Genomic DNA, 25,447 nt, shown 5'->3' with positions numbered 1-25,447 from the left:
CCGTTATGATTGACAAGGAAAAGTTTGCCGGGTTCAACGGCAACATCGTTTACACCGCCATTTTCGGAAATATAAAAGACAAATTGCATACCCGCCCGAGGCAGACCTCCCCGGTTGCCTTTTGTTCCTTTCTTGATGCAGAGCGGTTGGGGACAAAGAAATTCTTCAATCTGACCAAATGGGGTTTATATGAGGCGCAATTTAAAAACGATCACCTGCGGCGTCAGGCCAGGGCCCATAAAATATTAGCGCATAAGATCTTCCCCAACTGCAGGTACAGCCTCTGGATAGATGGATGTTTTAAACTGGTTAGCCGGGATGTTAATGGCATAATGGAAAAGCATTTGAAGAACGCCGATATATGTGTATTTAAGCACCGGAAAAGAAACTGCATTTATGAGGAAGTAAATGCCTGCATTGAACAACAAAAAGACGATAAAGATACCATGCTCATCCAGGTAACGAAATATAAGGAGGAAGGATATCCGGCTAACAACGGACTGGCAGAAACAACGGCCGTGCTACGGCGGCATAATAAGGCAATAGCCGGGTTTAATGAAATGTGGTGGGAAGAGATCTCCAAAGGAAGCTGCAGAGACCAGCTTAGTTTTGATTATGTAGCATGGAAGCTTGGAATGAATTATGAAATTTTTCCCGGCAACATGGTAGTTAACCCATATTTTAAATGGTTCAGGCATTGACCGAAAAATAAAAACATGCTGGTAAAAAAATTGGTCCGCTATTACCGGAAAAAAAAGCTCAACGCTTTTATCTCGAAAGTTTTCAAAAATCTTAATTCTACAGTTTGCCACGGCCCCTTTAAGGGAATGAAATACATAAAAAGATCATATGGCAGCGGCCTGATACCTAAATTACTAGGCACTTATGAACAGGAGCTGCACCAGGTGATCGACCAAATTATCTCAACAGGTTACCAGAATATTGTTGATATAGGATGCGCAGAGGGATATTATGCAGTTGGGTTTGCCCTGAAGTGCAGGAATAAACCAGGTTTCAGGGTATATGCTTATGATATAAACGAAGAGGCCCTGCAAAGTTTGAAGACGCTTTCAGCGCTCAACTCGGTTTCTGACAGTATTATACCGGGAGCATGTTGTGATTATAAAGATCTTGAGCGCTTTAAGAATACAAAAACGCTTATTTTCTGTGATATCGAAGGCGATGAACTGTCTTTACTCGATCCTGCTAAAGCGCCTTCCCTCATAAACTACGATCTGTTGGTTGAAATACATGACAGCGGTGATGAGGCCGGGGTTATAAAATCCCAGTTAAAGCATCGCTTTAAAAAAACGCATTTTATTCAATTGATACAATACACGTCGCGCTCCATCAGCGATGCAACTGCAATCACCCATACGGCTAATGTTCGCCTCAGGCAATTTGCAGTGAACGAAGGGCGGAAAAAGGGCATGGAGTGGATGTGGATCAAACGGCTTTAATAAAAAACATTTAACTATGATAGTATCCAGCAATGCACAGGATGAACTGGTTTTGAATGTCGATTGGCCGGGATGGCCGTTGGCTGATAATAAGTACGGCCATGAATTTGACTATGACGCACGAATAAGAATGATCGCAGGCGGCAGGAAATTAATTCCTTTTATTGCCAAATATAAAAACACTTTGGGATCTACATTTTTAGAAATTGGCCCGTTCTTTAACCCCCTGCTAACATCCAATGAATTGCAGCGGGCTTTTCCTGATAAACACAGGGAGGTGTTCTTTTTAGAGAACGATTATCATGCCGCTAATTGGTTAATTGAACAGTGCCATTGCCAGGTATTGAATATAAACCTGAATGGCCAGTGGTTTAAAACAATTCTTGAGGTTGAACTGGAAAAACACGGCATTGGGCATGGCCTTGACACCATTATTATTTCCCAGGTCTTAAACTATGTTAATTCAGGAAAACTGCTTAAAGAACTTTTTGACCTTTTATCATCGGGAGGCTATCTTTTTTTAAATAATGTTTGTAATTATGGCATTCCACCACTGTTTTCGGTTAACAGGTCCACATCAAATGAAGAAATAATAAAAACCTGCCGGGAGATCGGTTACGGAATAGTGGAATTTGAAATTTTACCTCCATTGGAAAAAGAACCGGAAGGCAGGTTATTAATTGTGTTACGAAAAGGTTGATGCTCTGCCGTTATTTGTCCTTCACTCTATCTTGCTCCGCATCAGCGCCGGATTCTATCTTCTTCCGCTGGCCTTCTACTCTTTTTCCCATCCGGAAGCTAACAGTCAGCAATGCCGCCCTGGTATCTGACAGGGTTCTGAAGTTAGCGTCTGTTAATTTCAGGTTAGCAATATCACCTTTGTTTATCCCGGTCAGGAAAACATCTGTAACATTAAACTTCACAGTCACTTTTGGCGATACCATCTTCGATACTGAGTAATTTACCCGGCCCCTGCCTGCAAAAACAAACTGTGCATTTTTTGATTTGCTTGTATAATTCCCATCGAGCTGCATCGTCCAGTTATTTTTCAGCTTAAACTGAACAAGCGCCTGGGTGTAATAATATTGATTTTTAACTTCCAGTGTACCGGTGTAAAAACTACTCTTGAAATGGATGTAGTTCATTTGTCCGCTCAATTGAAAAGTTAGCCATGGCTTTGGATTGAAGAAGGCATCTATTCCAAAGCTTAATGAGGTTGTTTTACCAATATTGCCGGGGCGGCTGTAATACTTCTGATCGTTGATCTCGATGGTCTCATTTACCTGGTCTCTCGTATCGCTGTAATTAATAGTGGTGGTTATCCTGTTCCTGAAAATATAACCCAGTTCATATTTCGACGAAAAAGACGGTTTCAGATAGGGATTGCCTACATAAAAGGTCAGTTTGTCAAGCGGCGAAATAAACGGGTTAAGATCCTGGTAGTAGGGCCTTCCTATCCTTCGTCCATAGTTGAATTTAAGCTGATGGTTGCTGTTGGTGTCCAGTTTGTACAGCAGGAATAGGGTAGGGAAAAGATTATTGTAGCTGCGGTTGAAGGAAGAATCCGGCTTCAATACATTACCCAGCTGATGCCCCTTCGACAAAGTTCCTTCATACCGTAAACCAAGTTGCACGGTAAGTTTGTTAAACATTCTGTTCAGGTTTAAATAACCGGCATTAATATTTTCATCATACATGAAATGGTTTGTTTTGTCGTAATCCGGTTCACTAACGCCTGCGATGACATTGTAATAGTTTGCAACATTCGACGTTTTTGTATAACTGAACTTGGCGCCTGCCTCCAGCTTCCACTGGTTTGCAATGGTTTGTTCATAATCGGTTTTTGCAGCATAGATCCTGATATTCGCCGGTAAATAACCAGCCAACTGATCTTCTGACTTTAAAGACCCGGTTGATGTATAATTGTCGGTGGTTAAAACCTGGTCGTTATTGGTGTTGTATTCCAGATAATCGACATTCGCCTGAAGCGATGGCCCGTTTTTAGAAAAATCGTGTTTTATGTTTAAATTAATACGATTGTTTATAAATGAACCATTTTCATCATTATTCGAGTTGAGCGATGAATCTGGCTGGTGATTTTCGTTGTATAAGGTGCCCAAACTTCTGTTAGTGCTTTTCGGGTATCTTTCCAGCCTGCTAACTAAAACACCTACCGTTGTCTTTTTGGAAGGAAAATAATCCACGCCAAGCGAGGCCCTGTAACCGCCGCCAAATTTGTGAATAAAAGAATTCTGCATAAAGGTGCCGGTGGTGTTGCCATCATCATCCATGTATTTCCTGTAAATGTCTATGTCATTAAAGTTATTTCTGTTGCCTGCACTAAAGGTGCCGAAGATGTTAAACTTGTTTGTGCGGTAGTTAAAGTCAAGGTTGTTGTTAGTGCTGGTATACTTTGAAACCCGGATCCCGGAGCTGATCCCGAAATTATACCCCTTCATCTTTTCTTTGACTGTTTTTATATTTATAATACCTCCATTTCCGGAGGCGTCATATTTTGCGGGGGGATTGGACATGATCTCTAATTGAGCGATCACGGTAGCCGGAAGCGATTGCAGATAATTCTGTAATTGCTGGCCGCTTAAATAAGAAGGCTTGTCATCTATATATATCGCCACCCCCTGCTGACCTTTTAAAGTGATGCTTCCATTGGGGTCTACCCGTACGCCCGGGGCCTTCTCGAGCACTTCCAGGGCTGTGGAGCCGGCGCTATTGATCATAGCTTCTACGTTTACCAGAGTACGATCTACCTTTTGTTCAATAAACGGCTTTTTTGAGGTAACAGTTACAGCCGCCAGGGCTACAACTGCTTTCTTCAATATGATGGCGGGCAGCGCTGATTCCGGGTGCAGCGAATCAATGGTAAATGGAGCGCTTTCATATCTGTCATATCCTACCGCAGTAGCCGTGATTGTATAAGTTCCCGCCTTTCTCCATTCTATAAGAAAAGTGCCGTCAGTGGCAGACACCTCATATTTCACCGGTTTGGGCTTATTTACTATTCGCAACGATATCGTAGCGGCATTTAAAGGTTGCTGTGTGGAGTCAGTTATTTTACCGGTTATTTTACCAGCTATGGTTTGTGCTTTTGCGGCCAAACAGGCAATAGATAGCCCTATAGCCATAACAGCCATCGATAAGGTTTTCATCAAAAAATTATTTAGGTTGGTATTGATTTAGTAGTTATGTGTTCAGTCTGGTTTAATGACGTTTTTCAGGCCGTCGAAGATGTTTTTTAGCTTATTGAGTGAAGAGGCAGAGTTGCTGTTTTTGTCGGCCGTAATTTTCAATTCTCCGGGAGCTGCTTTAACCTGGTATTTTAACTGGCTGCTGCTTATCTGCACGTCTGTGTTTACCTTATGTTTGTTTCCGAAAACAATTTCGGGTTGCAGGCAGCTATCAACGTATTTTTCTACCTGTGGCGCCTGATCGGGATTGTAAGTAACCTCTACGATCATTGCTTTTGACGTTATTTTATAAAAGAAGGAGGTACTGTGGTTGGGGGCGTTATTGCGTACGAAGCCGACAACGGAGCAAACAAAGACCAATACCGCTGCAGCTAATAATAAATATGTTTTTTTCATATTATCGTTATTTTTAAATTTCATTGTTATTACGTTTAGAATGAATACTCCTTATCAAATGGATGATGCTCAGGCATTCAATCGTTTGGCCCACAAATAAAATCCCAGATAGCCCAGGGATACACAAACGGTCATTATGATAACGGAATGCAAACCGAGTGGCGTGGTAAAATTGATGATCAGTAATCCCATTGAAATCGCTATTAACACAGAGAACCATTTTATTGCCAATACCTGCTCATTTTTACGAGGCAGCATATTGGCGATCACTTCAACCGGAACTCCTTTATCCAGCATTTTCTTTTTAAGCCTGTCGTTCAGAATTATTCTTACCAGTGAGATCAGGAATGCAGTGATGATATACAAAACAATGGTAGCTACGGTACTTCTCATTAATTCTGTAGTGATGCCTCTATCGTGGGAAATCACAAAAGTGGTTTGTGCGTTTGCTGCAATCGAAAAAATGAGTAATGCAATTATAGTTGTTATACGTTTCATTTGTTGTGTGTTTTTATTGCCTATGCTATGTTAGACCGGCCAGGCCATTTAATGTCGCAGTTTTTTCAATAAAAATTTAACTGGCGCATTTTTTCACGGTAAGATGAGATCAATTCCCTAAGCTGAAATACCACAATGGTAAGTGCGGTAGCTACGATTAAATAAAGAACCGGCCCCTGTGAGTTCCTGAACAAATTGAGATAAACACCGCTCACCCTGAACACCGAAACTGCTACTATAGCCGTTGATAGGGAACTTACCCAAAATATAAGCCAGGGAAACCCTTTCTTTTCCGGGTTTGAGACCGGAAGCGCAGCCATGATCTGTTCAATATCAAAATTAACAGCTGGCCTCTCCATCGTTTTGAGCGCCGAGAACATAGCCTGGTAATTGGTTATGGCTATAGCGCATTTTGCACATTCATGAACATGGGCTGCCAGCTCGTGGTCGTTTATCTGTTGCCCCAGTGCTAATTGCTGCAATTCATTTTCCAACAAATGTTCCTGTTTCATAATTCCTCTTTTTTATATCTCGATAACAGATCTTCTTTTAAAGCTTTCCTGGCCCGGAACAAATAATTCTTTACCGTTCCTTCGGGTAAGGAAGTTATCTCCCCAATTTCTGCATAACTTAATTCTTCCTGGTGGTATAGGGTTATCAGTGTTTGGTAAATAGGGGGTGAAAGCGTTTTGATCGCTGTACCCAAAATAGAGGCAAGTTGCTTTGCCGATAATTCATTCTCTACATCGTTGTGCAACAATCCCTGTTGTTGGCTAAGTTGGTCAAGCCTGTTAGTAATACCCTCCTGCTGTTCATTGTCATCAGGCAAAAACACCAGTTTCTTTTTTTCAAGGTAATGCAAACAGGTATTATAAGCTATCTTTCCCAGCCAGGTAGAAAGTTTTGCATTGAAATTAAAACCGGGCAGGTTCCTGAATGCTTTCAGATAAACATCCTGAACAATATCCTGCCTGTCGGCCGGTACAGCTACCATCTTAAAAACGATCTGCGCTACCAACGCTTCGGTTTGGCGAACAATTTGAGCAAAAGCCTCCTGATCTCCTGTAAGAACCTGTTTAACCAGATACTGATCTGTAGAACTATGTCCCTTTCTGAAATGCATTGGTATTATTAGACCGGTTGCTCTCTATAATGTTGCAAAAACGGCAAAAAAACAGAAAAACGGTCTATTGTATTATTAATTCATTGATTTACAAATATCTACAATACACATGCGTTACAAAACGCATATCCTTATCTGATACAATATCGGCTTTTAAGCACATATGCCAATGCGTGCCAGTACAAAAGTATTTTAGTAAAAACCGAAATAAGAATTGATGGTAATGCTAGGCTTTCGGGGTAGGCTTTGGCCTAATTTGATTAAACATTTCATAATTGATAAACCTTATTCGGCTTCTTCATTACCGGGCAATGGTAGTTGCCTGAGCGGCAGCTTTGAACCTGAAATGCAACTCACTTACTGAGCATTTTTCTTTATAACATTCCCGCAAAAACGTTTACATGGCTAAATCAATCGAAATTCCCGACCTGGACTTGTATCCGGGCGATAAAGTAACAGGCTCACTGTACCATGAAAAGTGTCAGGAAGTAATAAAACAGATCTCGCCGCTGATAGGGAATTCGAAACTGTACAAATTAAAATTTCCATACGGCAATCTTTATACTAAACTCGAAAACCAGAATTTCTTCGGCAGTATTAAAGACCGGCCGGCATTTTACATTATTGCAAAGGCCATTGAACAGGGCATCATCAATGAAAATACTACGGTGATCGAATCTACCTCGGGCAATTTTGGTATAGCGCTGGCCAGTATATGTAAAGCACTGGCGGTGAAATTTGTTGCGGTAATAGATCCTAATATTTCGGCAGAAAAAGAACAGGTATTGCGTTTGAAGGGCGCTGGAATATTAAAAGTAACCGATACCGATGAAACCGGGGGGTATTTGCTGAACAGGATAAAGACCGTAAAAAGATTTATAGCTGTCAACGACAATGTTTATCAACCCAACCAGTATGAGAATCCTGATAATTATATGTCCTATTATCATTCGCTGGGTAATGAAATTGTAAACAGCTTTTCGTCCCTCGATTATGCTTTTATAAGTGTAAGCACGGGCGGCACCATAACAGGTTTGTCAAATAAGCTCAAAGAACACTTCAAAAATATAAAGATCATTGCAGTAGACATTGAGGGCTCTATGATCTTCAGCGACAAGCCCGCCATCAGGAAAATTTCGGGTATGGGCGCCAGCATGCGCACCGTGTTTTATGAACAGGCCCTTATAGATGATTTTGTTATTTTATCACAGGCGGAGATCGTAAAAGGTTGTAATGATCTTTTATCCGAACACAATCTTTTTCTGGGCGGTTCGGCAGGGGCCGCGTTTGCTGCGGCGGGTAAAGTACTTAAAAAGCTGAACAAGACCAATCTGAACGCAATATTCATCTCGCCCGATGCCGGCAATTCCTATATCGATACCATTTATAACTCCGATTGGGTATATAATAACATATTACCCTGAGCGCTATTACTAATCGTTACAAATATTCTGTATGTTGGAAGATGTTTATCCGTTGAGTCCGTTACAAAAAGGATTATATTTTCATTGGCTGAATGATCCCGGGTCGCAGGCATATTTTTCACAGATAAGCTGTACCATAAGTGGAAACCTGAACCTGCAGTTGCTCGAAGAAAGCTTTCAACAACTTATAACACGGTATGCGATACTGCGTACATTTTTTACCCACTCTTTAGGCGAAGAACCGCTGCAGGTAGTTAAACAGGGCCAAACGGCCTCTTTTGAGTTTAAAAATGTAAGCAGTGATGCCGGCTTCTCTTTAACCGCCTATAAGGAAGCCGACCGCCAAAAAGGATTCAATCTTCATAAAGGCTCACAGATCCGTTTGTCTGTAATAAAAACAGCTGAAGACCAGTACCAGTTTATCTGGAGCCACCATCATATTCTCATGGATGGCTGGTGTGTTCGGATATTGATAAAGGAATTTCTGGAAATATACATGGCGCGTGTGCAGGGTAAAAACGTAAAACCAACAAAAACTTCCCCGTATTCGGAATATATTAAATGGCTGGGCCGGCAGAATATGGCAGCTTCGCTGGAATACTGGCGTAATTATCTTTCGTCTTACCAGCAACCTGCCGGTGTGCCGGTACTGCCGCCCCAAAACAGCAACGGCCCATCTAGGGGCAGCATGAAACCTGTTTCTATAAAAGGCGATCTGAGAAATGATATCAATCAATTGTGCATAAGCCTGCAGGTCACTGAAAATACATTCATCCAGGCCATATGGAGCATACTGTTGGGCAGGTACAACAATACGAATGATGTTGTATTTGGATCTGTTGTATCGGGACGACCACCCGAACTGGAAGGCGTGGAGGAGATGATCGGCTTATTCATCAATACCATTCCCGTAAGGATACGGATAAAGGATGAACAAACTTTTGCCGCATTATTACAGGAAGTACAGCATGATTTTATCCGCAGTACTGACCATCATTATGTGCAGCTGGCCGATATTCAGGCTGCATCACCTGTAGCACAACAGCTTTTTGATCATATTATTGTTTTTGAGAATTACCCCGACCAGGAGCCTGTGAAGCAAATAGCATCATCGGGGATAAATAAAAGTGTTCCCGCACAACCGTCGGTTGCATTTAGTACGGTGGAAACATTTGAACAAACCAGTTATGATCTTTGGGTGATGGTGGTGCCGGGCAACATACTTACTCTAAAAGTGCATTACAATGAATTAATATACGATGAAGTACAGATAACCCGGCTCACGGCACATCTTACTAAACTAATAGAAGCAGTTGTTAAACACCCTGACATTGTTTTGAATGAGCTGGATATACTAACAGCGGAAGAGAAAGATCAGCTGGTATTTGAATTTAATGATACGGCTACGCCATTTTCACATGACAAAACGATCATAGACCTGTTTGAAGAACAGGTAAAGAAAATGCCTGAGGCGGTTGCCATCGTAGCTGGTGAAACAGCAATCACCTTCACCGAACTAAACAAGCAGGCCAATAAGCTTGGCAGTTACCTTAACAAAACATACCGGATACAACGGGAAGAAATAATAGGCATACAACTGGAACGCGGTATTTCTATGATCACGGCCATGCTGGGCGTATTGAAGGCGGGCGGCGCTTACCTGCCCATCGACCCGGCCTTTCCGCAAAGCCGCATCGACTACATCAAAGAAGACAGCAAATGCAGGCTGGTGATAGATACTACGGAACTGGAAAAATTTCAGTCGCATTCCGGGGAATACGCTGCAGAAAACCCGGCGCCGGTAAATACGCCTGCCGACCTTTTATATGTTATGTACACTTCAGGATCAACGGGAAGGCCCAAAGGCTGTATGATAGAACACCGGGGTGTGATCAACCGCCTGGAATGGATGTGGCGTACCCACGCCTTTTCTTCCCGGGATGTGGTACTGCAAAAGACCAATTCCACCTTTGACGTTTCTGTATATGAGATCTTTATGCCTTTGTGTATGGGTGCAAAAATGATTGTATGCCCAGCAGAGGACGCAGCTTCTGTAGAACGTGTAGCGGCACTGATAGCCAGGCACGGTGTTACCTGCCTCGACATGGTACCTACCATGTTGAATGATCTCATTTCATTACTCGCCCGGCCCGGTGTAGCCGAATTGCTGAATACGGTGCGGTTTGCTATTGCAGGGGGAGAAGCGTTACCACTGGAGATGATCAGGCGTTGGTATGAAGTGACCGCTATTCCTTTGTATAACTTTTATGGGCCAACGGAAGCGTCCATTGACGCCAGTACTTATAAAACTTCTGCCAGTGATATGGTTGTTCCTATTGGCAGCCCCATATGGAACACCAGGATGTATATTTATTCAGCCTTGAACAGGCTGGCCCCCATAGGCGTTGCGGGGGAAATATGTATCGGCGGCGCCGGCCTGGCCAGGGGTTACCTGAATGACCCGGCGTTAACTGCCGGGAAATTTGTCGCTGATCCGTATAAAGAAGGGCAACGCATCTATCGCACAGGCGATCTTGGTCGCTGGTTGCCAAACGGGCAAATTGAGTACCTGGGTCGGAAAGACGATCAGGTAAAAATAAGAGGCTTTCGAATAGAGCCTGGCGAAATCAATAAGGCGCTGCAACAGCATCCCGGTATAAATGCTGCCTATGTAACTGTTCATCATGACCCGCAAACAAACGAAAAGGGCCTGGTGGCCTATATGACCGGCACCGTTGAAATTAATATCCTGAACATCCGCGCCTTTCTTCGTAAAAAGCTGCCGGAATATATGGTCCCATCCTGGTATGTGCAGTTAGACAAATTCCCATTGAATGAAAGTGGAAAAATAAACAGGAAGCAACTGCCGCCTCCGAATATAACAACGCAAAACACGGGCGTAAAATATGTAATACCGGGTAATGAAACCGAAGAAAAACTGGCAGGCATCTGGGAATCCATCTTAGGTAATGCCCCTATTGGTATAAAAGACGACTTCTTTGCCCGTGGCGGGCATAGTATAAAAGCGATACAGTTGTTGTCGCGTATACAAATGGTATTTAATGTAAGCGTAACGTTAAAAGACCTGTTTACACATCCGGTATTGGAAGAGCAGGCAGCGTTGATAAGCCAGGCCGGTACAAAGCTTTTTGCTGCCATCACGCCTGCCCCCAAACAAGCCAGTTATAATTTATCATCTTCGCAACTCAGGATTTGGGTGGTTAGCCAGTTTGAAGATGCCAACCAGGCCTATGTGCTTCGTATCAGGCGGCTTTTGAGCAGCGAGCCTGATCGCGACGCATTGACCGGTTCTTTGCACACTTTAATTGAACGGCACGAGATCCTGCGCACTGTTTTTAAACAGGAGGCGGCAGGGGAGGTGCGGCAGTATATACTGGAGCCTGCAGCCGCCATGCCCCATTTTTGTGTTGATCAAACTTCTTTTACCCAGCCATTTGATCTTTCAATGGGTCCTTTATTACGATTGCTTTTGCTACGGGGTAAAGACGGCACCTGGGAATTGAACCTGTCCATGCACCATATTATTGGCGATGAATGGTCGGTGGGCATTCTTGTAAATGAATTATTACACATCTATAACGCAAGGGTAAATAATACGCCTTTATCGCTCCCCCCGCTGCATATACAGTACAAAGACTACGCCGCATGGGAGCAGGAACAACTAAAAGGGGAACAGTTAAATGAGCACAGAGACTGGTGGCTCTCCCGGTTCAGTGATGAGTTGCCTGTGCTTGACCTCCCTTATAACAAACCCCGCCCGGCGGTAAAGACCTATCGCGGCGGCATTGTAAGAAAAAGTATCCCCGCAGCAATTGTGGGCCGTATATACCAGCTGAATGGCGAGGCCGGCGCCACGCTGTTCATGAGCCTCCTGGCCTTTGTTAATATGCTGCTGCATAAATACAGTCATCAGCAGGATATTATCATTGGAACAGTAGCAACCGGCCGGGAACATATTGAGCTGGAAGCGCAGGTTGGCTGTTACCTTAAAACGCTGGCTTTACGTACCCGTTTCAGTAGCACAGACAGTTATTGGCAGTTATTGACGAATGTTAGAAAGGTGGCGTTGGGCTCATACGAGCACAGCGTATATCCGTTTGAAGAGCTGGTGAACGAACTGAACCTTCGCCGCGATATGAGCAGGCATCCCCTTATCGATGTTATGCTTGTGCTGCATAATACGAATGGCCAGGTTACTGCAGATGACCAACCCGCAGAAGGGCTGGCAGGTAAATTTGACCTGTTGTTTGAATTTATAAAAGCGGAAAATGGTTTGCAACTGGCCATAAGTTATAATACCGATATATATGACAGAAGTACGGCAGAACGAATGGCGGGGCATTTGTACCGGTTAATGGAATGCGCCACATTACAACCGGAAACACCTATTGGCACGCTGCCCTTTCCTGATGCAGAAGAAAAACATCTGTTACTGAATGTGTTTAATGATAACACGGTAGAATACCCTTCGTCAGTTACAGCAATCGATTTGTTTAAAGAACAGGTAAGCCGCACGCCATTAGCTATAGCCGCCAGGTTTAACGATGAAACCATCACCTATGACGAACTGAATAAACGTTCTGCCACGCTCGCCAGCCGGTTACGATCGCTGAATGTGGGCGCCGGCACATTGGTGCCCATGTGCATGGAACGTTCGCTCGACATGATCACCGGTATACTCGGTGTTATGCGTGCCGGGGCCGCTTATGTGCCTGTTGATATGGATTACCCGCCGGAAAGGATCAAATACCTGCTCACAGATTGTAAGGCAGGCATTGTTATTTGCAGCACCGGCCATAGAACCGCATTACAGGCTATACCGGGCATTCAGTTGATAGATCCCGGTGACGAGCGCACCTACATTGATACGCTTGTTGTTGAAGAAACAGTTGAAACTGTTACCCCTAACAACCTGGCGTATGTTATCTATACTTCGGGCTCAACCGGAAATCCCAAAGGGGTTATGGTAGAACATGCCGGTATGTTAAACCATCTGCTGGCCAAAATAAACGATCTTACAATTGACGAAAACACCGTAATTGCCTATACCGCTGCCTTTACTTTTGATATTTCTGTATGGCAGATGCTGGCAGCTTTACTGAAGGGCGGTCAAACAATTGTTTACCCTGAAGAACTTATATACCGGCCTGGTGAACTGATGCATTCAGTTAATGAAAGCGGGGTAACCATTCTTGAACTGGTGCCCTCATACCTTGCCGTTGCATTGGATACGTTAAAAAACCTGGCCCTTGATAAATTAAAATGGCTGCTGGTTACCGGTGAGGCAGTAAACAGAAAGCTGCTCGAAAAATGGTTCGGTAACAGGGCGCTCGCCCGTATACCGGTAATGAATGCATACGGCCCCACAGAGGCGTCGGACGACATATGCCATCATGCTATTTACCAAACCCCTGAAGCACATCAGATACCTATAGGTAAACCCATACAAAATACCCGCATCTATATTCTGGATGCGGCGGCACAATTATGTCCCGTTGGCGTAGCCGGTGAAATTTGCGTAACAGGGATATGCGTTTCGCGTGGATATCTTAACCGGCCTGATCTTACGGACCAGACATTTGTCGACGATGTATATGGCAACGGAAAGTATAAATTGTACAGGACCGGCGACAGGGGCCGCTGGCTGCCGGATGGCAATATCGAATACCTGGGGCGCATAGATGAACAGATCAAGATCAGGGGTTACAGGATCGAGCTTGGTGAAGTGATGCACGCGTTAAAGGAGTGTGTGTTGGTAAATGAGGCAGCAGTTGTGGCCGCAACGATGCGCACCGGCGACAAACAGCTGGTTGCCTACATTGTTCCGGCAAACCATTTTAACAAAGAACAAATGCTCGCTTATCTGCGAAATAAATTGCCGGCTTACATGATCCCTTCGCAATTTATACAATTGGATAAGCTGCCGCTCACCATAAACGGCAAACTGGATAAAAAAGCCCTGCCCGCGCCGGATACCATTTTTGCCAATAATACAGATACGCCTGCGGCCCCACGCACAGGAACAGAAACAAAACTGATGCAAATATGGCAGGAAGTGCTAGGCTTAGAAATGTTAAGCATTACAGACAATTTTTTTGACGCAGGCGGCCATAGCCTGAATGCCATACAATTGCTTGCCAGGATCAATGACGCTTACCAGGTAAAAATACCAATTGTCAGCATTTTTAAAGAAGGTACTATTGAGCGTATTGCAGACCAGATAGACTTTTTACTACAACAAAAAAAGCAAGGGCAAACCAAAGCAGAACTTATTCAAATCGACATCTAACTTCTTACTATTATGAAAAAACTATTGGCTGATATAAGGGATAACAATATCCTGCTTGAAGTGGTGAATGGTGAGCTCAAAGTATTTGCCGAAAGTAATCCTGATCCCTTATTGCTCGCAGAAATAAAAAAGCGGAAATCAGACCTGTTGCAGATCCTTTCTGGTAACAGTTCGGTTAACCCTGGAGGCGTACCGGACCTCTTTATACCATTAGTTGCCCAAAGCAGGGACTATGTTTTATCGTCTGCCCAACGCCGCTTATGGGTATTGAACCAGCTGGAGCCCGAAAGCTCAGCATACAACCTGAGAGGCAGTCATGTTTTTGAAGGTGAGTTAAACGTCGCCGGGCTGGAATTTGCATTTAACAGCCTGATCGCCCGCCACGAGATCCTGCGCACCGTATTCAAAATAAATGATCATGGCGAAGTGCGGCAATATGTGCTAACGCCCGAAGCGTCGGGAACAGCGATCATGTATGTTGACCTTTGTAATTATGCCGACCAGGAAACGCAATTGAATGTATCTATACACCAGGCTGAACGCACCTCGTTCAACCTGGCGGAAGGTCCTTTGTTAAAAGCTACGCTTTACAAAATGAGCGATGGCAAATGGGTTTTCTCTTATGTGATGCATCATATTATTGGTGATGCCTGGTCAACAGGTGTGCTGGTACGTGAGCTAATGACGATCTATAACGCACGCATCCGGAACGAGGTGGTGCCGTTGACGCCGCTCCGTATTCAATATAAAGACTTTGCCGCCTGGCAGCAGCAGCAGTTGGCAGGCAGTATGGCCGAAACGAATAAAACGTACTGGTTAAAACAGTTTGAAGGCGATATACCCGTATTCAATCTGGCCACGGGAAAAACAAGACCAGCTGTAAAAAGCAATCAGGGCGGTGTGGTACGTGCTACCATAAATTCCCGGCTTACGGCTGCCATTAAAAAACTGGGTGGGGAAGAAGGCGCCACTTTATTTATGACCATGCTGGCTCTTGTAAAAACCCTGCTTTACAGGTATACAGGACAGGAAGACATAGTTATTGGCACATCGATAGCAAGCCGTGAACACATCGAATTGGAAAATCAGATCGGGTTCTATGTAAATACATTGGCGCTGAGGACCCGTTTTAACGGGCAACAAAACTTTAAGGAACTGCTAAACAAAGTAGGGGAGGTTACCATGGGTGCTTTCGCTCACCAGGATTTCCCGTTCGACGAGTTGGTAGATTCGTTGGAGCCGGACCGCGACAGAAGCCGCCATCCGTTATTTGACGTAATGGTGGTGCTGCAAAACATAAACCTGGCCAGTAATAAAACCACAGAACCCCGGCAATTAAATAAAATAAATGTAAAAGAACACAGGTCAATAGAACATGTGGTCAATAAATTTGACCTTACTTTTTTCATTACCGATACCGGCGAACAACTGCTTTTAAGAATAGTATACGATAAAGACATGTACGACGCCGGATTGATACAAAGAATGGCAGGCCACCTGGAGCAGTTAATAGACGCGATAATTACCGAACCGGCAGCGCCGCTTACCGGCCTTGATTTATTGGATGCGGCAGAAACAAAGCAGTTATTGGACGACTTCGGCACGTCTGCGGTAAGCTACCCGGCACAACATAACATCATAACGATATTCGAAGAACAGGTAGCAAAAACACCCGATGCCATTGCATTGGTAGCAGGAAAAGCTGTCCTCAGTTATGCCGGCTTTAATGAAAAAGTGAACCGGCTGGCAAATTTTCTAAAAAAAGAACATGGAATAGGGGCCAATGACCGCGTAGGCATTGTGTTGGACCGGTCAGAAAAATTGATCATTGCAATGTTTGGGGTGCTGAAGGCCGGCGGAAGCTATGTAGTGATAGAACCTGATAACCCCGCATCGCGGCAAGCCTATATAACCCGCGACGCAGGCGTAAAATTGCTGATCACCCAAACCGATCACCTTTTTAATGTGAGCTATTACAATGGGCCTGTTTTTGCCATTGACGTTCAGTTAGACACATTGGAAACATCACCCCACTGTGAAACCCGCATACAACCCGAACACCTGGCCTACCTCGTATACACCTCGGGAACAACGGGCGAACCTAAAGGAGTAATGGTTACCCATAGCAATGTCACAGACTATCATTACGGTATCCTGAATGCCACCAATATTGGTGATTGCAAAACTTTTGGCCTGGTATCTACCGCCGCAGCCGATTTAGGCAACACCGTAATATATACATCATTATTGTTAGGCGGTATGTTACAGGTGTATTCAGCAGATGAGGTAACGAATGGTAAAAAGATGCGGCAGCAAAAACCCGATTGCATAAAAATAGTTCCCTCACACTGGAAGGCGTTGCAGGACAGCAATGATTTCTTTCTGCCTCAAAAATGCCTGGTATTTGGCGGAGAAACGCTTACCGGGGATATCATTGAAATGGTAAGGGCTGGTCAGGGTGCCTGTGACGTGTATAATCACTATGGACCTTCCGAGACTACTATCGGGAAATTAATAAAAAAGGTGGCCGTTCACGATAAAATTGAACGAGTTCCACTGGGCAAACCATTTGGAAATACAGCTATATATGTACTGGACGAGCACGCCAGTCTTTTACCGGCAGGCGTAGCGGGAGAGATCTGTATAAGCGGCAGGGGCCTGGCGCAGGGATATCTGAACCAGCCGGCGCTAACCGCCCAAAAGTTTGTAGCCAACCCTTTCAAAAAAGGTGAACTTATTTATAAGACCGGTGATCTTGGCATATGGTTACCAGACGGCGATATGCTTTTTCTGGGACGCAAGGATAGCCAGGTCAAGATCCGGGGATACCGCGTGGAATTGGGAGAAATCGAACAGGCGCTGCTAGCCTGTGAAGGAGTAACATCGGTTATAGTACTGGCCCGGATGATTGCTGAAAGTGAAAATGTACTGGTGGCGTACTATACAGGCAAACAGGCTATTGACCCGGACTTGTTAAGAACGCATCTTACCAATACATTGCCGGCTTACATGGCGCCGCAACATTACCAGCAAATTGATCATTTTCCACTCACCAGGAACGGAAAAATTGACAGAAAGCGATTGCCGGCGCCGGAAGAACCGGCTGTCACCAATTTTATTGGCCCCCGTAATAAAACAGAAGAAAAGCTGGTAGAAATATGGAAGGAGGTACTGGACAGGGAAAGCGTAAGCGTAACCGATAATTTCTTTGCAGTGGGCGGGCATAGTTTGCGCGCCATCCGTTTGGTGAACTTAATTCACAAAACGTTCCAGGTAACCATAGGGCTCAAAGATATTTTTGCCACGCTGGTGCTGGAAGACCAGGCGAAAATGATCGCGAACAGCCCAAGGTCATTATGGGCGCCTATCGAACCGGCGGCAGTCAGTTCATCGGGTTACCCGCTATCCTCCGCACAATACAGGCTGTGGTTGCTGAGCCAGTTCGAGCAGGCGAATATCGGGTATGTTGTACCGTCATCACAGGTATTTGAAGGCCCACTGGACCGTAACGCACTGGAATATGCCTTCAAAAATGTAATAGAACGCCATGAAATATTAAGAACTGTATTCAGGGAAGACCAGGCGGGTGAAGTAAAACAGTTTGTGCTTGCACCAGAAGACGCATCTTTAAATATAACGTTTCACGATCTTCGTAATGAACCGCAACAGGAGCAAAAAGCACAGGAACTCGTAAACGCCGCTTACAGAAGGCCTTTCAACCTGGCAACGGGCCCACTGATAACGGCATGCCTGATTGGCCTTACAGATCATAAATGGGTATTTTCCTGCGTAATGCACCATCTTATCAGCGATGGATGGTCGAGAAATATTCTAACCAAAGAACTCCTTCTTTTTTATAACAGTTACCGGAATGCGGGGTCTGCTTCCTTACCACCCCTTCGTATTCAGTATAAGGACTTTGCAGTGTGGCAACGCAGCCAGTTAAGCGGAGAGCAGATGAAAGCGCATAAAGCATACTGGCTGAATGCTTTTGAAGGGGAACTGCCTGTACTCGATATACTCACCGACAGGCCGAGACCTGCAAGAAAAACATACAATGGCGCATACTCGGCCAAAATAATCAGCAGGCAGCATGCGGACCGGTTAAAAGCATTGGGCAAAGAAGGCGACAGCACGCTGTTTATTTCGCTGCTTGCCGCGGTAAATGTGTTACTATACAGGCATACCGGTCAGGAAGACATTATTACCGGCACCCTGATAGCAGGGCGGCAGCATGCCGATCTGGAAGACCAGATAGGTTTTTATGTAAATACACTACCGGTAAGAGCGCGTTTTACGGGCAATGACAGCTTTATTGATATTCAGGAACAGCTAAGGCAACATTCATTAAATGCATTTGAATACGAAGCATACCCCTTTGATGAACTTATTCAGCAACTGGAATTACAGCATGATCTGAGCCGTAACCCGTTATTCGACGTATGTGTTAGTATGCAAACGCCCAGGAAAACAGCCGCTCACACCGGGGAAAGCCAGAAAGGATTGAGCGTAAGTGATTACAGTTTACAAAACGCGACCTCCAGTCGTTTTGACCTCAGCTTTGAATTTGTTGAAAGCGGCGATGAACTCAGGGCAGGGCTTGTATACAATACAGATCTTTTTAATAAAAGCACTGCCGTACGTTTGCTGAACCACCTTGAACAATTGATAATCGCTGTTATAAAGGAACCCGCTAAACCGGTGAGGCTGATTGAGTATATAAGCGAAGCAGAAAAAAGCCAGTTGTTATATGAATTTAACAATACAGGGGTAACCTATCCTGGTGATAAAACGGTCGCCGCTCTTTTCCGCGAACAGACAGCATTGACGCCCGGCAAAACCGCCCTGATAGCAGGAGATATAAGCATTGACTACAAGGAACTGGATAAACAGTCGGACAAACTGGCTGTATATTTAAGGGAAAAATATGGAATAAAAAGGGGCGACTTTGCAGGCATTATGATAAGCCGGTCTGAAAAACTGATCATCGCCATTCTCGGCATTCTAAAAGCCGGCGCCGCATACGTTCCCATCGATCCTGCCTTCCCCGATGAAAGGAAAGATTTCATATTGAAAGATACAGGCTGTAAAGTATTGATCACCCAAATGGAATATGCGCCCGACCTGCACTACTTCGGAGGCCGGTTGCTTGAGATGGATATAGAAGCGTTGATGATAGCGGAAAGCGATACGATTCAGTATGAAGATCCCTGCAGCACAGATGTTGCTTATGTTATGTATACATCCGGTTCTTCAGGTACGCCCAAAGGCGTACTGGTAGAGCACCGTTCAATAGTAAGACTGTTAAAGCCAGATAACTTTGCCGGCATAACCCAAAAAGATGTTTTGATATCAACCAGCGCCATTGCGTTCGACGGTACCACCTTTGAGTACTGGAGTATGTTGTTGAACGGCGGCACGTTGGTATTATGTGAGGCGGATGAGTTGCTTGATAGTAAGCGCTTATCGGCATTGATAAAAAAGCAGGGTGTAACTGTGTCGTGGTTTACCGCCGGTTTACTAAACCAGCTCGTTGATGAAAACATAGCCGTATTCGATGGATTGCATACCATTGTGGCGGGGGGCGACAAGCTGTCTGAAACCCATGTACGAACTTTACAACAGCATTATCCGGCTTTGCGAATAATTAATGGTTATGGACCAACAGAGAACACTACATTTTCTACCACCTATACCCTAAACCCCGGAGATAACGTAATACCGGTAGGGCGCCCCATCAATAACAGTTTTGCGTACATACTCGACCATTACGGGCAGCTATGCCCTGTAGGCGTTAAAGGTGAAATACATGTTGCCGGCGATGGTTTGGCAAGAGGGTATCTTAACAATGAAGTGTTAACTGCAGAAAAGTTTATTGAAGATCCGTTCAGAAAGGATGGCAGAATGTACCGCACCGGTGATCTTGGCTGCTGGTTGCCCGACGGCAATATCCTGTTTATGGGAAGAAAAGACGACCAGGTTAAAATAAATGGATTTCGGGTAGAACCGGGTGAAATTGAAAATACAGTACAGCGCTTTCCGGGCATTCAGTCAGCCGTTGTAATTGCTAAAAAAATAATTAACGAAGAAAAGGAACTGACGGCCTATTTTGTAGGTGAGGGCGAAATTGATATAACTGAGCTGCGTACGTACCTGGCAAAAAAACTGCCGGCATTTATGATACCCGCTTATTTTATTCAGTTAACGGAAATGCCATTAACGGTAAACGGGAAAATAGACCGGAAAAACCTGCCGGAGCCGGAGGGCATTGTATTATATGGCGCTGAAAATTTTGTTGCTCCGCGGAATGAAACAGAAGAGAAACTGGCAATAATATGGCAGGAGATAACAGGACGGCAACGGATAGGGGTAAAAGACAATTTTTTTGAAGTGGGGGGGCATAGCCTGCGCGCCACACGCCTGGTAAACCTCATACATAAAACCTTTGAAGTAAGCATTGCCCTGAAAGATGTTTTTGAAATGCCTGTATTGGAAGAACAGGCTGCTTTGATACAAAAAGCCAGAAAAAACCTATTTATCCCAATCAGTCCTGCTTCCATGTCTGCATCCGGTTATCCTTTGTCTGCCTCACAGTACAGGTTATGGATCTTATGCCAGTTAGGCGAAGTAAATATTGCCTATAATGTAAAAGATGTACGTGTGTTTAAAGGAGACCTGAATAGTGAAGCATTGGCATATGCATTCCGCTCACTGATCCAAAGGCATGAAGTATTGCGTACCGTATTCAGGACAGATGAAAATGGAGAAATAAAACAATTTATTCTTTCGCCCGATGACGTGGGATTCAATATGGCCCTGCATGATGTACGGGGAGATAGCACCGCCGAAAACAGGATCAAACAACTGGTGAAAGATAATTTTACCAGTTCGTTCGATCTTGCGGCAGGCCCATTGATAAGGGCCGGTTTGATACAGCGGGCAAACCAGGAATGGGTATTCACCTGTGTAACGCATCATATCATAAGTGATGCCTGGTCAAGAAGTATACAAATGCAGGAATTGATGGCATTTTATAACAGTTATATTACCGGCACAGCGCCCGCCCTGAAACCCCTGCGCATCCAGTACAAAGATTTTTCAGTTTGGCAAAAAGAGCAATTGGGGACCGATCTTTTACGGGAACATAAAGCATACTGGCTGAAACATTTTGAAGGGGTGCTGCCGGTGCTGGATATCCCAACTGATAAAGTGCGCCCGGTTGTAAAAACATATAATGGTTCCTCTATAAAAATGGTTTTTAGCAAAGAGCTCACTGATGCCATCAGTTCACTGGCCAAAGAACAGGAGGCCACCTTGTTTATGGCCCTGCTTGCTGCCGTAAATGGCCTGTTATATATATACACCTCACAGGAAGATATTATCATTGGGTCGCCCATTGCAGGCAGAGAACATGCCGACCTCGAAGATCAGGTAGGTTTTTATGTAAATACGCTGGCCTTGCGTACCCGTTTTGAAGGTACTGATACCTTTAGGGAGCTTTTAACAAACGTAAGGCAGGTGGCGTTGGGAGCTTACGAGCACCAGATCTATCCTTTCGATCAACTGGTAACCGACCTTAACTTAAAGCACGACAGAAGCAGAAACCCGCTTTTTGACGTACAGGTAATTGTACAAAATGCCGGAAATGCCCAAAAGGGCGCCGGTAAAGGTAAAGAACCGTTTACAGTAGGCAGTTATGGAGAGATCGGCACTATCAGTTGCGTATTTGACCTGGTGTTCAACTTTGAAGAGTCGCCCGAAGGATTACAGGTCCGCATCGCCTATGACCCTGACATTTACAGCGAATGGCTGATAAAGCAATTGGGCAATCATCTTGAACAAATACTGGATCTTATTATTACACACCCCGATGTGCCGATAAACCGGTTTGACCTGCTGAATGAAAAAGATAAACAGCAGCTCCTTAGCGACTTTAATAAAACAGCAACAGCTACAGATGTTATCAAAGAAAAAACTATTATAAGCCTGTTCGAAGAACAGGTGCTGCGAACACCTGAACTTACAGCCCTTGTTTTTGGAACAACAAGGCTAACCTACAGGCAGCTGAATGAAAAAGCCGGTCAACTGGCACGTTTCCTTAAGAAAAATTACCATGTTGAAAAGAATGAGCTCATGGGCGTGCTGTTAAACCGGTCGGAGCATATGATCATTTCTATACTGGGTATATTAAAAGCCGGAGCAGCCTATGTACCTGTGAACCCCGATTACCCAAGGTCAAGAAAGGATTTTGTACTAAAGGATACCAGGATAAAAGTGCTCATTACGGAAACAACTTATCTTTTTGATCTCGACTATTACCAGGGAAATGTATTGGCGATAGACATACCGATGCCTGCAGCAGAAGATATTAGTCCCGAACTTCAAACAGGATCGAACCCCGAAGACCTGGTATATGTCATTTATACCTCCGGCTCATCCGGAGAGCCCAAAGGCGTTATGGTCGAAAACAGGGGATTGGCCAACACCATTCAGGCTTCGCAACGGGTCATTGCTATACCGCCAGGATACAAAACCCTTCAGCTCACCTCCTTTTCTTTTGATGCGTCGGCATTTGAGATCTTCCTGTCTCTTGCATCCGGAGCTGAATTACATATTGTAGATGACGAAACCAGGAACGACCCCGCAAAGCTCGGGCAATTTATAACCGATCATAAAATTGACTGGGCCCTGATACCGCCTGCATATTTAAGAGTACTGGAGATAGACAGGATCAAAACACTGAAAAAACTGGTAACCGCAGGGGAAGCCGCCCTCGCAAACAAGGCACGTGAATTCCTGCGTTACGGTGAGTACTATAATGCATATGGCCCTACGGAAACAAGTATCTGTGCCACTATTATGCATGTACGGGATGCCAACCTATTGAAGAATGACAATATTCCCATCGGTTGCCCCATTGCCAATAGTCCGGTTTATATCGTAAACGAAGGGAATAAGCTGGCGCCTGTTGGCGTTGTGGGGGAAATATGTGTGGGTGGGGCAGGACTGGCACGGGGTTATCTGCATAAGCAATCGCAAACAGTTGAAAAATTTATTCCCAATCCGTTTGTTCCCGGCGAACGGATGTACAAAACAGGTGATCTTGGCCGGTGGCTTCCGGATGGGGTCATAGAATACATTGGCAGAAAAGATGAACAGGTAAAAATCAATGGCAACCGTATAGAGCCGGGAGAGATAGAAAGCGTGTTAATGCGTTTTCCTCAAATAGAGGCGGCTGTGGTGGTCCCTGTGCAGGATAAAGAAGGAAGAAATGAGCTGGTAGCCTATCTTGTTAGTTTCGAACCCCTATCTACAGCTGATCTTGTAAACCATATAACAAGGTCATTACCGGCATTTATGCTGCCGGCTAAATTTGTTCAGGTACCCCATTTGCCCATTACGTCCAATGGCAAGATCGACAAAAAAGCCTTACCGGATCCTTATAAGTCTGCCCTATCCATGGGCGATAATTACATAGCCCCCGCCAATGAAACACAGCGTAAGCTAGCAATGGTTTGGGAACAGGTACTGGGCCTGGAACAAATAAGCGTGCATGACGACTATTTTGAGTTGGGTGGAAATTCGCTGAAGGCAATGGAGATCATAAAAAAGATACAGGACACTATGGGCTGTTCAATTCCCCTGAAGGTGCTGTTTGAGGAAAAAACGATTGAAAGCATTGCCCGGCAAATTACCCCCGGCGTTCTCACAGCGCCTTCCTATAACCAACTTGCCTACTTTTCTTCATGGAACAGGAAGGGCGATCACCTGATCGTATTGCCGTATGAAAGCGATGATATACAAATTGACGTGCTTACCACTGCTATCAATCAATTGGTATATCGCCATGAGGTGCTGCGAACAGAGTTTGTACGCATAAAGGAAGATATCAAACAACGCATATTGCCGCCCGGAGAATTGAGTATTCAGGTAGAAGGGCCCATTCCTGTTGGCAAAGAAGAAACCCTTGATACGATCATTTTGGCTGAACACGATTGGGAGCCGGACCTGTTCAAAGCGCCCTTGTTCCGGGTAAGGCTATACCGGTTCAACAATCACCGCTTCGCTGTTTTGATAACCATACACCATATTATTTCAGATGGCTATTCCGCAGCTGTTATAAAAAATGAATTGACGGCCCTGTATTCCGCAGCTGCCAGGAATAAACCAATGCCTGAAGCACTTACATTTCAATACAGAGATTTTTCTGAATGGCAACGGTCTTTTGTTGACTCATCGGCCGGCCTGGAACATAAGAAATATTGGCTGCAAAAACTACATGATTGTATAATAAGTACACCATTTCCCAACTTTACCGCTAACAATGAGGGTAACAAAGAAGATGTCAATAAACTTTCGCTGGTCCTCGATGGCGCCTTTTTTGAAAGCATAGATACATTTTGCAAAAAAAATGCTTTAACAAGGACCAGTCTTTTATTAGGTGTTTTAATGCTGCTTATACACCGGATCACCAATAAACGCGATGTAGCAATTTGCACAGCGGTGTCGGGAAGAAATTCAAGGTATTACGGTGAAATGGATGTAACAGGCCTCATCGGCTTCTTTGCCAACCTGCTGATCGTTAGAAATGAGATCAAAGACGCTGCTGACATATTGCAACATTTGAAAAACGTACAATCAGGATTTCTGGATGATCTGCAACATGATGCGTATCCTTTCGACAAACTGATAGACGAATTGGCAAATGGAAGGGTAGAGGACCTGTTGAAGAGTGCAGTTTTCTTTAACTATCATAATTTCAGCGATCATACAAATGCTGTTTATTCTGGCGAGGCCGCAGAAAGCAAAAAAAATGGCGATATCGTAACACACTTCGGCTTGTTGTTCGTGGCAAAAGAATACAAAAACTGCCTGAAGTTGAATTTTATTTTTAATACGACGATCTTTCCTTATAACCAAAGAACAGCAATCCGGAACAGCTTTACAGCCCTTTTGCAGCAGGCCCTCTCTGCCTGATCGTTTCGTAAAAGCCGTATTGAAATTTAGTACCACTACAAGCAGCTGTTATC

Annotated in this window: 11 protein-coding genes; 6 read left to right on the top strand and 5 right to left on the bottom strand. The window is 44.4% G+C overall.

What is annotated here, in order from left to right; all coding sequences use genetic code 11:
* Window positions 1-5: 5 nt before the first annotated feature.
* The 3 genes from NIAKO_RS36635 to NIAKO_RS11575 are packed head-to-tail and all read left to right on the top strand — an operon-like array spanning window position 6 to window position 2,160.
* On the top strand, window positions 6-701 hold the full coding sequence (locus tag NIAKO_RS36635; protein WP_014218602.1) for a glycosyltransferase domain-containing protein: 696 nt from the start codon (window positions 6-8) through the stop codon (window positions 699-701).
* Between the two features lie 15 nt (window positions 702-716).
* Window positions 717-1,460: a class I SAM-dependent methyltransferase gene (locus tag NIAKO_RS11580; protein WP_014218601.1), complete on the top strand. Its 744-nt coding sequence runs from the start codon at window positions 717-719 to the stop codon at window positions 1,458-1,460.
* Window positions 1,461-1,476: 16 nt separating this feature from the next.
* Window positions 1,477-2,160 (top strand): hypothetical protein, encoded by a 684-nt coding sequence (locus NIAKO_RS11575; protein ID WP_014218600.1) that lies wholly within the window; start codon window positions 1,477-1,479, stop codon window positions 2,158-2,160.
* 10 nt (window positions 2,161-2,170) lie between these two features.
* Here NIAKO_RS11575 and NIAKO_RS11570 read toward each other — a convergent pair whose 3' ends face one another.
* The 5 genes from NIAKO_RS11570 to NIAKO_RS11550 form a co-directional block, all read right to left on the bottom strand.
* The gene (locus tag NIAKO_RS11570; RefSeq protein ID WP_014218599.1) at window positions 2,171-4,627 is read right to left on the bottom strand and encodes a TonB-dependent receptor domain-containing protein; all 2,457 of its coding nucleotides are present in this window, start codon (window positions 4,625-4,627) and stop codon (window positions 2,171-2,173) included.
* 42 nt (window positions 4,628-4,669) lie between these two features.
* Window positions 4,670-5,062 carry a hypothetical protein gene (locus NIAKO_RS11565; RefSeq protein WP_133055334.1) on the bottom strand — a complete coding sequence of 131 codons (393 nt, stop codon included), beginning with the start codon at window positions 5,060-5,062 and terminating at the stop codon, window positions 4,670-4,672.
* A 69-nt stretch (window positions 5,063-5,131) separates the two neighbouring features.
* Window positions 5,132-5,560: a hypothetical protein gene (locus NIAKO_RS11560; protein WP_014218597.1), complete on the bottom strand. Its 429-nt coding sequence runs from the start codon at window positions 5,558-5,560 to the stop codon at window positions 5,132-5,134.
* Window positions 5,561-5,625: 65 nt separating this feature from the next.
* The gene (locus NIAKO_RS11555; RefSeq protein ID WP_014218596.1) at window positions 5,626-6,072 is read right to left on the bottom strand and encodes a hypothetical protein; all 447 of its coding nucleotides are present in this window, start codon (window positions 6,070-6,072) and stop codon (window positions 5,626-5,628) included.
* On the bottom strand, window positions 6,069-6,683 hold the full coding sequence (locus NIAKO_RS11550) for an RNA polymerase sigma factor (protein WP_014218595.1): 615 nt from the start codon (window positions 6,681-6,683) through the stop codon (window positions 6,069-6,071). The genes NIAKO_RS11555 and NIAKO_RS11550 overlap by 4 nt, the downstream gene beginning before the upstream one ends.
* 401 nt (window positions 6,684-7,084) lie before the next feature.
* Here NIAKO_RS11550 and NIAKO_RS11545 point away from each other — a divergent pair, with 401 nt between their 5' ends.
* Genes NIAKO_RS11545 through NIAKO_RS11535 form a run of 3 tightly spaced genes read left to right on the top strand, consistent with a single transcriptional unit; the run spans window position 7,085 to window position 25,394 of the window.
* The gene (locus tag NIAKO_RS11545; protein WP_014218594.1) at window positions 7,085-8,107 is read left to right on the top strand and encodes a pyridoxal-phosphate dependent enzyme; all 1,023 of its coding nucleotides are present in this window, start codon (window positions 7,085-7,087) and stop codon (window positions 8,105-8,107) included.
* Window positions 8,108-8,138: 31 nt separating this feature from the next.
* The gene (locus tag NIAKO_RS11540; RefSeq protein WP_014218593.1) at window positions 8,139-14,417 is read left to right on the top strand and encodes a non-ribosomal peptide synthetase; all 6,279 of its coding nucleotides are present in this window, start codon (window positions 8,139-8,141) and stop codon (window positions 14,415-14,417) included.
* A gap of 12 nt (window positions 14,418-14,429) precedes the next feature.
* Window positions 14,430-25,394, top strand: coding sequence for a non-ribosomal peptide synthetase (locus NIAKO_RS11535; RefSeq protein ID WP_014218592.1), 10,965 nt, complete (start codon window positions 14,430-14,432; stop codon window positions 25,392-25,394).
* Window positions 25,395-25,447 lie beyond the last annotated feature (53 nt).

Origin of the sequence: Niastella koreensis GR20-10 (assembly GCF_000246855.1) — a bacterium.
Lineage (GTDB): Bacteria > Bacteroidota > Bacteroidia > Chitinophagales > Chitinophagaceae > Niastella > Niastella koreensis.
This window is presented reverse-complemented; position numbering and strand designations above follow the sequence as displayed.

What these genes read in the sequence shown, in the direction of transcription:
- NIAKO_RS36635 (WP_014218602.1), top strand. Translation starts at nt 6, where the DNA reads ATGATTGACAAGGAAAAGTTTGCCGGGTTCAACGGCAACATCGTTTAC.
- NIAKO_RS11580 (WP_014218601.1), top strand. Translation starts at nt 717, where the DNA reads ATGCTGGTAAAAAAATTGGTCCGCTATTACCGGAAAAAAAAGCTCAAC.
- NIAKO_RS11575 (WP_014218600.1), top strand. Translation starts at nt 1,477, where the DNA reads ATGATAGTATCCAGCAATGCACAGGATGAACTGGTTTTGAATGTCGAT.
- NIAKO_RS11570 (WP_014218599.1), bottom strand. Translation starts at nt 4,627, where the DNA reads ATGAAAACCTTATCGATGGCTGTTATGGCTATAGGGCTATCTATTGCC.
- NIAKO_RS11565 (WP_133055334.1), bottom strand. Translation starts at nt 5,062, where the DNA reads ATGAAAAAAACATATTTATTATTAGCTGCAGCGGTATTGGTCTTTGTT.
- NIAKO_RS11560 (WP_014218597.1), bottom strand. Translation starts at nt 5,560, where the DNA reads ATGAAACGTATAACAACTATAATTGCATTACTCATTTTTTCGATTGCA.
- NIAKO_RS11555 (WP_014218596.1), bottom strand. Translation starts at nt 6,072, where the DNA reads ATGAAACAGGAACATTTGTTGGAAAATGAATTGCAGCAATTAGCACTG.
- NIAKO_RS11550 (WP_014218595.1), bottom strand. Translation starts at nt 6,683, where the DNA reads ATGCATTTCAGAAAGGGACATAGTTCTACAGATCAGTATCTGGTTAAA.
- NIAKO_RS11545 (WP_014218594.1), top strand. Translation starts at nt 7,085, where the DNA reads ATGGCTAAATCAATCGAAATTCCCGACCTGGACTTGTATCCGGGCGAT.
- NIAKO_RS11540 (WP_014218593.1), top strand. Translation starts at nt 8,139, where the DNA reads ATGTTGGAAGATGTTTATCCGTTGAGTCCGTTACAAAAAGGATTATAT.
- NIAKO_RS11535 (WP_014218592.1), top strand. Translation starts at nt 14,430, where the DNA reads ATGAAAAAACTATTGGCTGATATAAGGGATAACAATATCCTGCTTGAA.